The organism is Streptomyces roseicoloratus, from assembly GCF_004117935.1.
Taxonomy (GTDB): Bacteria; Actinomycetota; Actinomycetes; order Streptomycetales; family Streptomycetaceae; genus Streptomyces; species Streptomyces roseicoloratus.
Genome location: NZ_SDOY01000119.1, coordinates 58,960 through 75,255, shown reverse-complemented (window position 1 = coordinate 75,255; position 16,296 = coordinate 58,960). Strand labels below are relative to the sequence as shown.

9 protein-coding genes and 2 pseudogenes are annotated in these 16,296 nt (G+C 70.8%); 3 read left to right on the top strand and 8 right to left on the bottom strand.

All coding sequences use genetic code 11. The features are described 5' to 3' along the window. Positions 1–207: 207 nt before the first annotated feature. Complete coding sequence (locus tag ESG85_RS17440) at positions 208–1,410, top strand: IS110 family RNA-guided transposase (RefSeq protein WP_128980348.1); 1,203 nt, start codon at positions 208–210, stop codon at positions 1,408–1,410. An 86-nt stretch (positions 1,411–1,496) separates the two neighbouring features. Here ESG85_RS17440 and ESG85_RS17435 read toward each other — a convergent pair whose 3' ends face one another. From ESG85_RS17435 to ESG85_RS36955, 6 genes and pseudogenes are all read right to left on the bottom strand, one after another. Next, positions 1,497–2,501 carry an ABC transporter permease gene (locus ESG85_RS17435; protein ID WP_128980346.1) on the bottom strand — a complete coding sequence of 335 codons (1,005 nt, stop codon included), beginning with the start codon at positions 2,499–2,501 and terminating at the stop codon, positions 1,497–1,499. A 2-nt stretch (positions 2,502–2,503) separates the two neighbouring features. After that, entirely contained in the window at positions 2,504–3,517 is a 1,014-nt protein-coding gene (locus tag ESG85_RS17430) for a substrate-binding domain-containing protein (protein WP_181019056.1), read from the bottom strand. Positions 3,518–3,718: 201 nt separating this feature from the next. After that, entirely contained in the window at positions 3,719–4,747 is a 1,029-nt protein-coding gene (locus ESG85_RS17425) for a rhamnose ABC transporter substrate-binding protein (RefSeq protein ID WP_219825198.1), read from the bottom strand. A gap of 105 nt (positions 4,748–4,852) precedes the next feature. Further along, positions 4,853–5,860, bottom strand: a complete 1,008-nt coding sequence (locus tag ESG85_RS17420) for an ABC transporter permease (protein WP_128980344.1) — start codon at positions 5,858–5,860, stop codon at positions 4,853–4,855. Next, a pseudogene (locus ESG85_RS36960) lies at positions 5,860–6,705 on the bottom strand (ABC transporter permease); the annotation flags it as partial. The gene ESG85_RS17420 and the pseudogene ESG85_RS36960, both read right to left, overlap by 1 nt. 192 nt (positions 6,706–6,897) lie before the next feature. Next, positions 6,898–8,436 (bottom strand): annotated as a pseudogene (locus tag ESG85_RS36955) (sugar ABC transporter ATP-binding protein); the annotation flags it as partial. Between the two features lie 256 nt (positions 8,437–8,692). On the opposite strand from ESG85_RS36955, the gene ESG85_RS17410 reads away from it, so the two are divergent. Next, on the top strand, positions 8,693–9,742 hold the full coding sequence (locus tag ESG85_RS17410; RefSeq protein WP_246095108.1) for a LacI family DNA-binding transcriptional regulator: 1,050 nt from the start codon (positions 8,693–8,695) through the stop codon (positions 9,740–9,742). 105 nt (positions 9,743–9,847) lie between these two features. Here the strand turns inward: ESG85_RS17410 and ESG85_RS17405 are convergent, their stop codons facing one another. Beyond that, entirely contained in the window at positions 9,848–10,441 is a 594-nt protein-coding gene (locus tag ESG85_RS17405) for an ATP-binding protein (protein WP_164986258.1), read from the bottom strand. 382 nt (positions 10,442–10,823) lie between these two features. Between ESG85_RS17405 and ESG85_RS17400 the strand changes: the two genes are divergently transcribed. After that, the gene (locus tag ESG85_RS17400; protein WP_281288055.1) at positions 10,824–11,864 is read left to right on the top strand and encodes a LacI family DNA-binding transcriptional regulator; all 1,041 of its coding nucleotides are present in this window, start codon (positions 10,824–10,826) and stop codon (positions 11,862–11,864) included. 409 nt (positions 11,865–12,273) lie between these two features. Here the strand turns inward: ESG85_RS17400 and ESG85_RS17390 are convergent, their stop codons facing one another. Beyond that, entirely contained in the window at positions 12,274–16,161 is a 3,888-nt protein-coding gene (locus ESG85_RS17390) for an SGNH/GDSL hydrolase family protein (protein WP_128980338.1), read from the bottom strand. Between the last annotated feature and the right edge of the window lie 135 nt (positions 16,162–16,296).

The window sequence follows — 16,296 nt, the reverse complement described above, 5'->3', positions numbered from 1 at the left end:
CTCCGTAAGTTGTTTGGTGGCCCGGGAGGGCCGGGTGTGGCTTATGGGTTCTTGCCTTCAGTGGCTTCTCAGGAGTGGCCGCCCGGTTCTCCGGGGCGCCCTGACTGCTGATTGAGATGTGCGCGCCTTGTGCGGTCGCTGATTACGGAGATGACAGCGGGGTGTTCCTTGGGCCGACGGCACGCCGTGCGGAACGAGGAGGGGCGAGTGAACGAGCGACGGGCCCGGGTCTGGGTCGGCATCGACGCCGGTAAGGGCCATCACTGGGCGGCGGTGGTCGACGAAACCGGCGCGACTCTGTGGTCGAAGAAGATCGGCAACGACGAGTCGGAGATCCTGACCGCACTCGGCGAAATCCTGGAGCTGGCCGACGAAGTCCAGTGGGCGGTGGACATCTCCGGTACGTCCTCCGCGCTGTTGCTTGCCCTGCTCGCGGCCCATGGCCAGCAGGCCGTCTACGTGCCCGGCCGCACGGTCAACCGCATGTCCGGCGCCTACCGGGGCGAGGCCGAAACCGACGCCCGCGACGCCTACGTCATCGCGGAAACCGCCCGCCACCGCCGGGACTTCGCCACCATCGAAGTGCCCGCCCAACTCGCCGCGGACCTTGCCCTGCTGACCGCCCACCGAACCGACCTGGTGGCCGACAGGGTGCGAATGATCAACCGACTCCGCGACGTGCTGACCGGTGTCTTCCCCGCCCTGGAACGGGCCTTCGACTACTCCGCCCACAAAGGTGCGCTGGTACTGCTGACCGGCTACCAGACCCCAGCCGCCATCCGCCGACGTGGCCGGGCGCGGCTCACGGCCTGGCTCGCCAACCGCAGTGTGCGCGGCGCCGACGCCGTCGCGGCAACCGCACTCGAAGCCGCCCAGGCCCAGCAGACCGCCCTGCCGGGTGAGGACGTCGCCGCCCAGATCGTGGCCGACCTGGCCACGCAGATCCTGGACCTGGACGACCGGCTCAAGCGGATCGACAAGCAGATCCGCGACACGTTCCGCAGCCACCCGCAAGCCGAGATCATCGAGTCCCTGCCCGGCATGGGCCCCATACTCGGCGCCGAGTTCATCGTCGCTGCAGGTGACCTTGCGGCCTACGCGGATGCCGGCCATCTCGCCTCCGCGGCCGGGCTGGTGCCAGTCCCACGCGACTCGGGCCGCCGAACCGGCAACCTCCACCGGCCCAAGCGCTACAGCCGCCGCCTGCGCAGGGTCTTCTACATGTCCGCGCAGACCAGCATCATCCGCGAGGGACCGAACCGAGACTTCTACCTCAAGAAGCGCGGCGAGGGCTGCAAGCACGTTCAGGCCGTGATCGCCCTGGCCCGCCGACGAGCCAGCGTCCTGTGGGCCCTCCTGCGCGACAACCAGGTCTTCACCCCCGAGCTGCCGGTCGCGCAAGCGGCTTGACTTCATCATTGAGACTCCCGAGTAACGAATGCGGAAAAGGAAAGGTGGTCGGCCGGAGGCCGCCCCGCGGGTGCGGAGCGGCCTTGTCATGTCGCACGGCCCCGGACCAGCCGGTCCACGGCGACGGCCACGATGACGAGGATTCCGGTGGCCACCTGCTGGTAAAGGCTGTCGATGCCCGCCTGGGTGAGTCCGTTGGCGAGAACGGTGACCACCAGGGCGCCGAGGATGGTGCCGGGGATGCTGCCCCGCCCGCCGAACAGGCTGGTGCCGCCGATGACGACGGCCGTGATGCTCTCGAGGTTGCCGAGCTGGAAGGCGTTGGGGTCGGCGTTGGGGATGCGTCCCAGCGCCTGCCAGGCGGCGATGGCGTACACGAAGCCGGCGAGCAGGTACACGCTGAGGATCACGCGCTTGGTGTTGACGCCGCTGAGGCGTGTGGCCTCCTCGTCGTCGCCGACCGCGTAGACGTTGCGTCCCCAGGACGTCTGGGTGAGCGCGAACCAGATACCGGCGGTCAGCAGGACCATCACTCCCATGCCGACGGTGAGCTCGATCTGCCCGAAGAGGTAGCGGCGCTCCCCCAGCCAGGTCAGCAGCGGCGACGTGACGGGGAAGCTCTGGCCGCTCGCGTACAGCTGCGACGTCGCCGTGAGCACGCTGAGCATGCCGAGGGTGACGATGAACGGCGGCAGCTTCAGCCGGGTCACGAGGACCCCTGACACTCCGCCCAGCGCCGTGCACAGCACGATGCCGACGGCCAGCGCGGCCAGGGCCGGCACTCCCCCTTCGCCGGCCAGCCTGGCGATCACCAGGGTGCCCAGCACCATGATGGCGGCGTTGGCGAGGTCGATGCCCGCCGTGAGGATCACCAGGGTCTGCCCGATGGCCAGGGTGCCCGTGACGAGCACCTGCTGCACGATGAGGGACCCGTTGTCGACGGTGAAGAAGGTGTCGGTGGTCAGGGCGAAGACGGCGATCGCGACCAGCAGCGCGACCAGCGGGCCCGCGGTGGTGCTGCCGGCGAACCATGTGAGCAGCGCCCGGCCGCGGGGGGAGGCGTGCTGTTCCCGTGCGGAAGTGGTGATCATGGCTATCCCCAGCAGTTTCGCAGACCCCAGGCGGTGTCCTTGCTGGGCACGCCGGGCACGGGCTTGTCGGTGATGAGCTGCGAGCCGGTGTCGGTGAAGCCGGACGGCTTGACGCCGTTCTCCGCGTGCTCCACGACGGCGGCGACTCCCAGCTGCGCCATCTTCTCGGGGAACTGCATGACCGTGGCGGTGAACCTGCCGTCCTTGACGTTGCGTACGCCGGTGCACGAACCGTCGATGGATCCGACGACGACGTCCTCGCCGTCCGGCCTTGCGGCCAGGGCCTTGGCGGCGCCGGCGGCGGCGGGCTCGTTGATCGTGTAGACGGCGTTGACGCCCGGGTCGCGCTGCAGGAGGTTCTCCATCGCCGTCTGGGCCTTGGTCTGGTCGCCGTTGGTGACGGCGGCGCCCTTGATCTCGGGCGACTCCTCCGTGAGGCCGAAGCCTTCGAGGAATCCCCGGTGCCGCTGGTCGTCCACGGTGGATCCAGGGGTTCCGTCCAGGAGCAGGACGTTCGGGGTCCGTGAGTCGAGCGCGGCCCGGACGTAGGTGCCCTGGGCGACGCCTGCGGCCTTGTTGTCCGTGGCGAACGTGGCGTCGACGGCGTCGGCGGGGTCCGTGGCGGTGTCGAGGGCGATCACGAGGATGCCCTTGGCGCGCGCCGCGGCGATGGCGCCCAGCACTCCCTGGGAGCTGCTCGGGGTGATCAGGATGCCCTTGACGTTCTGGGCGACGAGGTTGTTGACGGCGTCGACCTGGCCCTGGTTGTCGCCGTCGAACTTGCCCGCGAGGGCGATCAGTTTCACGCCCCGCCGCTCGGACTCGGACTGTGCCGACTCGCGGAGGGCGACGAAGTAGGGGTTGCTGTTGGTCTTCGTCACCAGCCCGATCGCGATCTCGTCGCCGGACGTCGCGCCGCTTCCGCTCTTCTCCGACGTACAGGCGGCGGTCATCGCCAGACAGGTCGCCGCGAGGACGAGCGCGGTGGATCGGACCCGCACCTTGTTCAGGCACATGGAATACCTCCCGTTTCAGCCGGATTTGGGGCGAGGCAAAAGCGACAATACTCCTTGCCGGAAACGCCGTACAGCGATTGCGCAAAGCATTGCGCGAAGGGGTGAAGGGCTACGTCCGGGTTCTCCGTACGCGTGTCCCCGCGGCGGTGTCCCCCACCTCGTGGCGCGGAGATGGGGGACGTCGTCGGCCGCTCGGGCCGGTCAGAACGCGAAGTCCTCCACGTTCTCCGGCGTCACCACGACGGCCGGTCCGAGGATGACCTCGCCGTTGGCGCCGACGGTGAAGGTGCCGAGATCACCGGCCGAGAACTTCTGCCCGGGCTTGGCGTCCAGCTTGCACTGCGCGAGCGCCTGAGCCGCGTAGTACGACAGGCGGCCGAGGTCCCGCACGTTCCACCAGATGTCCTGGACGTCGCCGCTGTGGACGTACTTCTTGATGAAGGTGGCGGGGGCCAGGCCGGTCAGCTTCACCCTGCCCAGGTCACCGGTCTGGGACAGCGCCTCCGCGGCGGCGGGCAGTCCGATGCCGGCCGGTACGATGATGCCCTTCAGGTTGGGGTAGGCCTGCACGAGCGACTTCGCCTTCTGGGCGTTGACGTCGGCCTTCTCCTGGCCGTAGGCGACCGTGACGAGCTTCATGTCCTTCAGCTTCGGGTCGGACGCCAGCCTGGCCTTCATGTCCTTGATCCAGGCGTTCTGGTTGACGGCCGTCTCCGTGGACGAGAGCACCGCGAACTCGCCCTTGCCGCCGATGAGTTCGGCCATGCTGTCGAGCATCTTGGAGCCGAGCTCGTCACTCTTGGCCTGGTTGATGAACAGGGACCGCGCATCGGAGGCGACGTCGGAGTCGACGGAGATCACCGTGATTCCCGCCTGTCGAGCCTTCTTCAGCGCCGCCGCGGCGCCGTTGAGGTCACTGCCGGAGATCACGATCGCGCCGACCTTCTGCGCGATCAGCTGGTTGACGTACGCGATCTGGGCGGCGCCGGTGGCCTCGCTGGGCGCGGTGTAGAAGACCTCCCCGCCGATCAGGTTGGCGGCGTCGTTCGCGCCGTCACGGATGGTCGTCATGTACGGGTCCGTGCCCAGCTTGGGCAGATAGCCGACCGTCACGGGTCCGGTCGCGCACGCGGCCTTGGCCTTCGTGGTGCCGGCGTCGGCGGCGCAGCCGCTCACCGCGGCGCCCATCGCCATGGTCACTGCGAGCGCGATCAGTCTCCGACACTTCATAGCGGTTCTCCGTTCAGGGGGTGGCACAGGTTCCACGGGGGACTTGGGGAGGTTCGGGAGGGACGGTGGAGGGCGGCCCGTGGGAGAGGCCGGCCCGGGGTTGCGCTACGGGCCCGCCGGTCGAGGTACCGGGACCTTCCGCAGTCGGCGGCTGGTCAGAGCGGCATGGATCCGGTGGGTCGTGTTGGTGATCAGCAGGGAGAGGATGAGCAGCAGTCCGACCGCCGCCCCCTGGGCGTAGCCGCTGACGTTGGCGAGCTGGAGCATGCTGCGCAGGGCGACCACGAGGACCAGCGCCCAGCAGACGCCGGGCATGCGGCCCTTCCCGCCGAGCACGCTCACCCCGCCGAGGAACACGACGGTGATCGCGTCGAGTTCGAACCCGAGCGCCCCGTCCGGTGCGGCCTGGCTTGTGCGGGCGACGGTGATGACGCCGGCAAGCGCGGCAACGAGGCCCGAGACGACGAACAGACCGAAGCGGATGCGGTTCACGCGCACCCCGGAGTACACGGCGATCTCCGGTCCGCCGCCGATGGCGTATGTGCGGCGTCCCGTCGCGGTGCGGTGCAGGTAGAGCGCGAACAGCGGTGCGAGCACCAGGAACGGCACGATGTCCCAGGGCAGATAGGTGCCGGGGAGGGTCTCGTTGCCGAAGGTGATGAGCGACGGGGGGACGTCGGTGATGGGCGCGCCGCCGAGCAGGACGTAACACAGGCCGCGGAACAGCGCCAGCGTGCCCAGCGTGACCACGAGCGAGGGCAGTCCGACGACGGTGACGAGGAGGGCGTTGAGCGCCCCGCACAGCGTTCCGGCGAGCATCGCCAGGGTGATCGCGAGGGCGAGCGGGAGGCCCGCCTGGAGGGCCATGCCCAGGACGACGCCGCTGAGTCCGGCGATGCTGGCCACGGAGATGTCGATCTCCCTGGCGATGATCAGCAGGGCGAGCGGCAGCACGAGCAGGGCCTTGTCCGACATCTGCGACACGGAGTTGGCGAAGTTGAAGCCGCCGGAGAATCCCGGCTGGACGAGTGAGGCGGTCACGAGCAGGACGACCACGAGGGCCGCGAGGATGTAGTCCCAGCTGGCAAGGCGGGACCGCAGGGTGTTCGCCATCAGGCGGTCCTCCGGTGCGAGCGGCGGCGGGCGAGTGCCGCGTCGAGCGAGACGGCGACGAGGATGACGGCGCCGAACACGGCCTGGAGATAGCGGGAGTCGACCCGGACGAGCGTGAGGACGTTCTCGATCACCAGCAGCGTGAAGGTGCCGAGGGCGACCTGCTGCACGGTTCCGGAACCGCCGCGCAGCGCGACGCCGCCCACCACCACCGAGGCGATGACGGTCAGTTCGAGCCCGTAGGCCGCCTGGCCGTCGACCGTGCCGTAGTGCGAGGCCCAGAGCGCCCCGACCAGGCCGGCCAGCAGACCCGACACGGCGAACGCGCCGAGCACGTGCCGGTCCACGGGGATGCCGATCTGCCGGGCACCGTCCGGATTCGAGCCCGACGCGTACAGCTCGCGCCCCCGCCTGGTGCGCCCGAGCGCGAAGCCGGCGCCGACGAAGAACACCAGACTGACCCAGATCAGCACGGGCACACCGAGCGGCTTGGCCGCCGTCCACTCCAGCCAGGCCGCGGGCACCTCGCCCGCGGCGACCTGCGTGCCCGCGGACATCATCGCGTCGATTCCCCGGAACAGGGCGAGGGTGCCGAGCGTGGCCACGATGGAGGGCACTCGTCCGTACGACACGATCAGGCCGTTGAACGCGCCGCAGACGAGTCCGACGGCGCAGGCCACGAGGACGGGCACCACGATCGGCAGGTCCGGATGCTCTTTGATCAGCAAGGCGGAGGCGAACGCGGTCAGTCCGATGACCGACGAGACCGACAGGTCGATGTTGCGGGTCAGCATGACCAGCAGCTGACCGAGCGCCACGGTGCCGAGGAGCGCCGCGCTGACGGTGAGGTCGGTCAGGTTGCCCAGCGACAGGAACTGCGGATTGAGCAGGCTCAGGGGCAGCGTCAGTACGAGGAGCGCGGCGAGCAGCCCGGTCTCCCGGCGGGACCGGATCCGGGCCCACGCGGACGGCTTCTCCGGTCGTGCCGTGTCCGCGGCGGCGGAATCCTCGTGTTCCGGCGCGCTGTCCTCGCCGACACCGGTGGCCGCCAGCCCCACGGCGTACGGCGTCGCCTCCTCCCGGTCGAATTCCGCGGCCACGCGACCGTGCCGCATGACGAGGACCCGGTCGGACATCCCGAGCAGCTCGGGCAGGTCGGAGGAGATGAGGATGATCGCCATCCCCTTCTCGGCCAGGGAGTTGATGATGCGGTGGACCTCGGCCTTGGCTCCGACGTCGATGCCCTGGGTCGGCTCGTCCAGGATCAGCAGACGCGGTTGCACGGCCAGCCACTTGGCGAGCACGACCTTCTGCTGGTTGCCGCCCGACAGGGCTCCGACGGGCTGGTCGAAACCGGTGCTGCGCAGCTTCATTCTGGCCAAGGGGCCCGACACCAGAGCCATTTGGGCCCGCCGGAGCACCAGGCCGAAGCGGGAGGCCTTGTCGATGACGGGCAGGGTGGCGTTCTCCAGTACGGAGAAGTCCTCGATCACGCTCTGGCCGCGTCGGTCCTCCGACACGTAGGCGATGCCGCGCGCGAGGGCGTCGGCGACGGATCGCAGGGCGACCGGCTCGCCGTCCAGGCGCATGACGCCTGCGTCCTGGCGGTGCACCCCGAAGAGCACCCGCGCCAACTCCGTGCGGCCACTGCCCACGAGGCCCGCGAAGCCGACGATCTCCCCCGCCCGGACGGCGAAGTCGATCCCGTCGAAGTCGCCCTGCCTGGAGAGCCCGGAGACCTCGAGGACGGGTTCCCCCGGGTTCACCTCGCGCTCGGGATAGAGGTCGGTGAGCTCGCGGCCGACCATGAGGGCGACCGCGTCCCGCTGGGTGATCTCGGAGCTCCGTACGGTCTGCAGGAGCCGGCCGTCGCGCAGGATCGCGAGCCGGTCGCAGATCCGGAAGATCTCCTCCATCCGGTGGCCCACGAACATCATCGCCACACCCCGTTCCCGGAGCCGTCCGATGACCTTCTCCAGGGTGGCCACCTCACCGGCGGACAGTGCGGCCGTCGGCTCGTCCAGGATCAGGACGTCGGCGTCACCCGCGAGCGCCCGGGCGATCTCCACCATCTGCTGTTCCGAGGTGGAGAGCGCCGAGACCGGCAGGGTCGGCTCGCGGTCCAGTCCGAGCATGGAGAGCCAGTGGGCGGCCTCGCTCCGCATCCGTGCGAAGTCGACCGCGCCCGCGCGGGTCCGGGGCAGCCGGCCGGCGAAGATGTTCTCCGCGATCGAGAGATCCCCGAACAGACCCGGGTGCTGGTGCACGACGGCGATCCCGTGGCGGCGGGCGTCGGCGGGGGTGTGGAGCGTCAGCTCGCGGCCGCCCATGCGTACGGCGCCCCGGTTCGGCTGGTGGATGCCGGCCAGGATCTTGACGCAGGTGCTCTTGCCCGCGCCGTTCTCGCCGAGCAGGCCGAGCACCTCGCCACGGCGCAGGCTCAGGGTGACCCCGTCGAGGACCGTGGTCGCCCCGAAGACCTTCGCCACGTCGACGAGTTCCGCCGCGACGGTGCCGGGACCGACGTCAGGGCCGGCGCCGTTTGGCGCACGTCTGTGGGTGGGGGCGGTTTCCATCGCGGCTCCTGAGGGGGGTCGGGTTCGGACACGGCGGGACGGGAGGGAAGGGGGAAGAAGGGGGGGGACCGTGCGGTCCGGAGGGCCGGACCGTGGGCCGGTTCGACGAGTTGTTAAGCGCTTAGATCGACCGGGTGGCGGTCACATTAGGGGACGGTTAAGCGCTTAGCAAGAGACTGTCCGCCGCCGCTCTCAGCGATTAACATCGCGGTGACAGCCGACTGCCCGCGAGGACGAAGGTGGATCCGTGACGACCATGACCGAGGTTGCGCGCGCCGCCGGCGTGTCCATCGCGACGGTGTCCTACGTGGTCAACGGCACGCGACCGGTGCGCGAGGAGACCCGCCGCAAGGTCGAGGAGGCGATCGCCCGGACCGGCTACACCCCGAACTCGCTCGCCCGCGCCCTCGCCATGTCCAGCACCAGCTCCATCGGCATCGTCGTCTCGGCGATCACCAACCCCTTCTTCGCGGGCCTGCTCGCAGGCGTCGACCAGGCGGCGTCCGACGCCGGGCTCACCCTGCTCCTGGCCGACTCCCACGACGAACCCGAGCGCGAGTTCGAGGTGGTCCGCAGCCTGCGCCGGCGGCGGGTCGACGGCATCATCCTGGCCGCCTCCGCCGACCCCGGACGGACCCTGGACGACCTCAGGGAATCGGGGACGCCGACCGTGCTGGTGGACCGCCTCGTCGACGACCGCTTCGACCAGATCGGCCCGGAGAACGAGGAGGCGACCGCCTCCCTCGTCGGGCATTTCGCCGCCCTCGGCCATCGGAGGATCGCCTTCGTCAGCGGAAGGGCCGGGCTCGGCACCAGCCGAGAACGCCTCGCCGGGTACCGCCGGGGCCTGGCCCGTCACGGACTGGGCTACTCCCCGTCGCTCGTGGCCGAAGGGGGCTCGGACATCTCCGGAGGCCGTGCCGCCCTGACGGCCCTGCTCGCCGCCGGAGCCGCGCCGACGGCCCTGATCGTCGGCAACAACGCCATGGTGATCGGCGCGATGCAGTCCCTCCGGGCAGCCGGACTGTCCGTCCCCCGCGACATGGCGCTGGCCTCGTACGACGACCTGCCGGGCGCGGACCTGTTCGACCCGCCGCTGACCGCGTTCGCCCAGCCCGCCGAGACGCTGGGCGCGCGCGCCGTCGAGCTGCTCGCGGACCGCCTCGCGCATCCCGACGCCGCGCCCCGGCTCGAGCGACTCCGGCCCCACCTCGTGCACCGGCGGTCCTGCGGCTGCCCGGAACGTTCCGGCCGTGACACGCAGCAGGCGTCGACCGCGCCCGCCGTCACGCGGCCCGCCGGCTGATCCCGACAGCACGCAGGCAGGTCGCGCCGCGCCCGGAGCGCCGGTTCCCCACGCTCGTCACCCGGCGGGTTCGCCCACCGGGTGACGGTTGCCGTTCCGCCGCCCTCAGGCGGCGGCCTCGGCGATCAGCGCCGCATCGAAGGCGAACGGCTGCGACCCGGTCGCCGACACGTCGATCTCGGCGCGGACCTCGGTGCCCTTCCAGGACGACTCGACCGTGCAGGTCCTGGCGTAGGCGCGCACGATGTTCAGCCCGCGACCGTGGACCTCGTCCTGGCGGTCTTCCGTTGCCGGCTCCGGCGGCACCCATGTACCACCGTCCCGGACCTGGACGACCGCCGTGACGCCGTCGAATCCCAGGAACAGCTCGACCTGGTCGCCACCGCTGTGCAGCACGGCGTTCGTGACCAGTTCGGAGACGGTCACCCGCAGGGTGTACACCGCGTCCTCGCCGATCCCCCACCGCCGCGCCATGACCTTGGCGAAGGACCGCAGGGCGGGCACGGCCTCCGGGGACGTGCGCATCGAGCACACGGCGCGGTCGCGACGCGAGGCGGGCGTACCGCGCTCGCCGGTGCCGACCGGTGCCTCCGCCCGCATCCAGCTCCTCGAAGCGGGCCGGTCGCCGGTCGGGGCGTTCTCGTCAGGGGTGCCGCTGTGCTCGGTGAACGAGAACAGGCCGGTCGTCGTAGCAGACATGGTGTGTCCTGACCTGGAGCCGTGGTGCGCGGGGTGGGCGGGGGCGGGGAGGCACGTTCCGCGTGAACCGCCGCGGGCGGGGCGCGAACCGCCGCCGTCGGCCGTCCGGCCGCGGAGGCCGGTGTTTTCCGTGATCATGGCGGTGACCTCCTCGACGGTTCTCTGGGCGACTGAGTGGGACGCTACAGCGGCCGCCAGGACGAGTAAAGACTTTGCGCAAAGCTTTGTACGTGAGTGGCCCCGACCGCTTGCGCACCGGGTCCGCAGAGGTCGACGCCCGTCCCCATCCCTGCGACCGGCCCGGGGTCCCACGGTGTCGGTGCGGGGGCCGGACCCTCCTCCGAAGGGTCCGGTTTGCGCAAAGATTGCTAATCTGTTGTCCATGGCAGGCAGACGGCCACGACAGACCGCCACGATGAGCGACGTGGCGGCACTGGCAGGCGTTTCGGTCTCGACGGTCTCGCACGTGCTGAACAGAACCCGGGCGGTGGCTCCCGATACGGCACGCCTGGTGCACGACGCGGTGGTCACGTGCGGCTACGTCCCCGAAAAACTCTCCCGGCAGCAGCGCGAGGAGTTCGGCACCATCGGCCTGGCCATGTCGGCGATCTCGAACCCGTACTTCGCCGACGTCGTCCACGGCCTCGACCGGCGGGCGACCAAGGAAGGCTACTCACTGCTCCTGGCCGAGACGCACGACGACGGGGACGCCGAACTGCGCGCGGTCGGCGAGCTGCTCCGCCGCAAGGTCAGCGCGATCGTGCTCGCCCCGTCGGGCGACGCCTCGCGGACGCTGAGCTACGCGCGGCAGGCCGACGTGCCCGTGACCGTGATCGACCGCTTCGTCCGCGAGGAGGTCGACCAGATCGGTGTGGAGAACATCGAGTCCACGGCCCGCCTCGTCGACCACCTCGCGGAGACCGGCCACACCCGCATCGCGATGATCTCCGGGCGCCCCGGGCTCGCCACGACGGAGGAGCGCGTCCGCGGCTACAAGCGGGGGCTGGAACGCCGCGGCATCCCACGGCGCGACGAGTACCTGATCTCCGGCGGCTCCCAGGCCGCGCCGGCCCAACAGGCGGTTTCCAAGCTGCTGAACCTCTCCAAGCCACCCACCGCGCTCGTCGTGGCCAACAACCAGATGACCATCGGGACGATGCGAGGCCTGCGCACCCTCGGCCTCCGGGTACCCGACGACATCGCGCTGGTCGCCTTCGACGACTTCGAGTGGTCGGACCTCTTCGAACCACGGCTGACGGCAATCGCCCAGCCCACCCTGATGATCGGAGAGCAGGCCTTCGAGCTCTCGCTGTCACGGATCTCGCAACCGGATCTGCCGCCGCGCCGGGTGCTGATCCAGCCGACCTTCCAGCACCGCGACTCGTGCGGCTGCGCCGATTCCCAGGACAGCGGCCCGTCCTGATTCGGCTGGACACCGCCTGGCACCCCAGACGTGGGGCGTATCCGCACCGGCGCGCCGTCGGAACGGTGCGGGAAGTCGTAGGGAGCGAAGGTGAGGGCGAAGGCCCTGTCGATGCCTCCGGCGCCCCGGCAGCCGGCCGCGTCGAACTGCGTGATGGCCACCGGCTTGCCCTGACGGCCGGCGCCGGATGGCCCGCGCGGTGAACCTGCAGAGGTGGAACGGACTCGACTCCGCCGGCCGACCGCAGCCCCACACCACCGGCGACGCGCTCGCGACGCTCCACCGCCTGGCGATGTACGGCTGACGACGGATCCGGGCCTGTCGGGACCTGCAGCAGGACTGGTCGCCCTGGCCGGACTCCGCGTCACCGCCCTCCTCGTCGGTGGGCGAGGAGGGCCGAGGAAGGGTCCTACCGGACAGCCGGGTAGCCGAAGTGCGGAAGGTCGGTGGTGAGAGCGTCGGAGAGCAGTGTCGTGCCGAGTTCGTTGGGGTGGAAGGACTGCTGGCTCATCGGGGGGTTGAGGCCGGGAAAGCCGCCCTTCTCGCCCTCGCCCTGGGTGGGTTTGGGGATGCCCGCGTTGACCGCTTCCGGGTTTCCGCACACGCCTCTCGCTCCGAATCGTTCGATCGGATCGGTGAAGTGGACGTCCAGCCGGTCGGGCCACTCGCGGAGCTCCTTGACCACCGCGGCGAGCTCGTCGCGCAGATGGAGAGTGATCTTCCCCATCCACTCGACCTCTCCGGCCTCCGGGTTGAGGGCGGCGGTCTGGCCGGGCTGGGACGTCTCGTCGCAGGAGGCGGTGAACAGCTTCACGTAGCCCATGAGGACGATCTTGGCGTGGGGGGCGGCCTTGGCGATCTGCTGCAGGACCGTCTTCACGGAGGGCGCGACCTTGTCCGTGATCCGCGCTCTCGTCTTGCCGTCCAGGTCCAGGACGAGGTTCTCGTGGCAGTTCGCGTGCAGGAAGCAGGTCGTGAAGATGTCCGCGAACCCGGCGTCGTTGCCGCCGATGGACAGCAGGACGAGCGTGGTGTTCGCGTCGAGGAAGCCCTTGTCCAGCTGTGACGGTTCGCGGTACTGCCCCTCGGCCGCCAGCCCGAAGGCGTTGCGCACGGGTTCCTGCCCGGACGGTGCCGTCGGCAGCAGCATCTGGGTGCGGGCACCGCTGCAGGCCAGGAGGTGGGCGTCGACCTCCGGGTCCCAGACGTCCGTCCGGTAGCCGAGGGTGTGCCGGCTGCCGGGCAGACGCGTCTTCCGCGCCCAGGCGGCGTACGAGCGGTGGCAGGCGTTGCGGTAGGGGGTCAGTCCCATGCGGTCGGACTCGGGGTAGTACTTCGATCCGTCGATGGGCGACGCGCCCTCGCCGGCCGCGAAGGAGTCGCCCAGGGTGACGACCTGGTGCCGTGGCTTGCCCGGCAACGGCTGGAAGGCGACCGCGTCGAAGGCGATGTCCTCCTTGCCGTCGGGCGCGCCGCCGGTGATCGACGTGAGGTCGACGCGGGGTCGCCCCGTGAACCGGAAGGCCCCCAGCGGCACCCAGCGGTTCTCCTCCGTGCGCTGGGGCAGCGTGCGCCGCTTGGGGCCGTCCGCGGTGTGGACGGTGTACGCCGCCTGCTGGGTGTGGGCTCCGTGGTTCGGCATGTGGACCATGACGCGGGCCCAGCCGTCCAGCTCGCGCCCGAGTTCCCAGCGCCCGGTCACCTTCAGGCGGTCGCCGAGTGCCCCGGCGCGGCTGTGGGTGAACCAGAAGTGGCCTCCGAAGCCTCCGCCGATCTGGTGGAGGTCCACCTTGGAGAGGAAGTCCCCTGTCTGACCGTCCTTGGCGAAGTCGAAGGTGAACGTGCCGTCATTGCGCCGCGGGCACGCGCCGGGCGTGACGGCGGGCACGTCGGCGGGGACGTCGTCCACGACGAGGACGCCCTGGGGGAGGTCCTCGACCTGGCAGTTGGGCGGATGGACGGCCACGTCGGGCGGGTTGGGGTGCACTCCCGCGTCGAAACGGAGCTTCTCGTTTCCGCACTCGACGGCGCAGTCGTCCTTCCACACCACCGAGTCATGCCACCAGCACTTCAGGTCGTACTTGCCCGTCGCGGGGTTGATGTGGCCGCAGTGGCTTTCCGGTTCCGGCTTCTCCCCGGGTTTCGAGGGCATCACGGACGGGTCGTCGGGGAGGAAGGTGCGACGCTGGTCGCAGTCGTTGGCCTCCACCAGGCAGAACAACAGCCGCGGAGGCTTGACCTCGGCGCGCTGCTCCTTGGTGTTCCACCAGGCGGGCTGGAATCCCGCCCCGTCCTTGCCGGTGGTCTTGCCGATGGAGTGCGCGGCCCAGCCCAGGACCTTCTCCGGGTAGGGCCAGTCCTGGGGGTGCGAGGCGTCACCGGGCCGGCCGTCGAGGAACGGCGGCCGGTTCACCGAGTAGTGGGCGTTGGCCGGATTGTTCAACCAGCCGAGCCCCCATGGCTCGCCCGGTCCCTTCCTGGGGTAGAAGCCGCTGTTGTACGCCCAGACCGCCATGAACCAGTTCTCCACGCGGGCGGGGTCCCCGTCGTGGACCCTCATGCCGTACGCGGCCTGTTCGTTCCACTTCTGGGCCAGGATCCGGGCGGCCGCGGCGAGGTTCGCGACGTAGTCCACCGCGATCGCGCGCTGCTGGTCGGGCGGCAGGGCGACCTCTCCCGGCTTCGTCCGGCCGGCCAGCCGCATGCCGTCGGTGACCTGGGTGATGCCGTAACCGCAGTCGGCGTCCTTCCAGGTGACATCCCACTTGTTCTCGTCCCCGGCGACCTTGAACGGGATGCCGTAGTAGTTCCCCACGAGCGGATTCCCGGTCAGCCCCTCCACGGTGTGCCGGGACGCCTGCCACATGTTGGACTCCTGCGCCGTGATGCCGAGCAGGATCTGGGCCGGGATGCGCCCTCCGCCCGCCAGGGGAACGGGAGGGAACATGCGGTGCGGCGCGTACGCGGGCAGGCCCGACCCCTTCCAGTTCGCGGGCCGTTCCAGGTCGAGGCGCCCCTGGGCGAGCATGTCGGCGGCCCACTCCACCTGGTGCGGGGTGGGCTGGTAGACCTGCGTCCGGACGTCGCCGCGGGCGACGGAGCACGTGCGGTCGGGGTCGACGGGGTCATGGGAGTCCTCGACGGCACGCGGACCGGCCACGGGGTGCGCTCCGGGGACGGGCGAGGGGGCGTGGCCCTGTTCCGGGCGGGCGGCGAGGCGCCCGCCCTCGGCGACTCCGGTCGCGTCCTTCCGCCCGGTGCGTGGTGTCACGGTCGTGATGCGCGGTCCGTCGGCGCCCCGGTGCCCCGCGCCGTCCTCCGCGTCGACCACGGCGAGCGCGCCGGTCGAGGAGGCGGTCGCCGTGGCCGGGACGGCGAGCCAGGACGCGGTCGCCGGCAGTGAACCCGACCGCTCCCCCGGGCCGGCGGTCGTCTCCGGGATGCGTCTGTCGCCCGGAAGGCCCGTCAGGAACACCCGGCCGCCGGTGCCCGGCGAGAGACCCACGTGACCGGTCCCGCCGACGGCGTAGGAGCGGGTGCCGCCGTCGTGGTGGCGGCGGACGCGCACCTGGTCGTGCGTGTGGTCCATGAACCACACGCCGCCCTCGGCATCGGGGTGGAGCGCGAAGGGTGTGCCGGTCGAGCGGGCCAGGGTGCGCAGCGATCCGTCCGGATCGACCCGGACGACCCGGGAGGCGCCGGCGGCCACCAGACCGTGCGGGGTCGGCACGGCCGAGGTGAGCTGCCCGGTCACGGTGACGGGAGTCCCGAGGGTGCCCGAGGCGGTGTCCAGGCTCATCAGGCGGGTCTGCCCGAGGTCGCTGTCGCCTGCCTGGGTGAGCACGGCCTCCTCGCCTGCGCCGCACCCCGGGTTGTAGTACGCGAGAGTCGTGCGCACCGGAAGCTTCCGCACGGCGCCGGTCTCCAGGTCCACGACCGCCGAGAACCCGCCGCGCAGGAAGAGTTCGGACCGGTTGGTGAAGGCCCGGGGGGCGTAGACGACCACGAGCCTGCGGCCGGAGGCCGTCAGACAGGCATTTCCGATCCACCGGTCGGTCTCGATGCCCGGTTCCGAGAGCGAGGTGACGGTGCGCCAGGCGTGCCCTTCGGACTCCCGGGCGGCGAGGACATGGAAGCCGTCCGCGTCACCCACGGTCGTCCACGCGAGGTCACCGCCGGACCGCGCCCGCTGCGCGGCTGCCGGCCGGGGGCCGTCCTGCGGGGCGGGCTCGGGAACCGTGGGCGCAACGAGTCCGATCGCGGCGGCGCATGCCAAGGCGGTGGCGAGCAGTCGCATGGGGACCTCCCGAGACGAACACGGTGAACCCCATTGACGTTACGGAGCGTAATCATGGCTGGCCATCCCCCGTACGGGTGGCCAGATGGCGAGTCCTCGCCGCGCCCGCGGCGGCGCGTCCCCTGATCGTGCGTG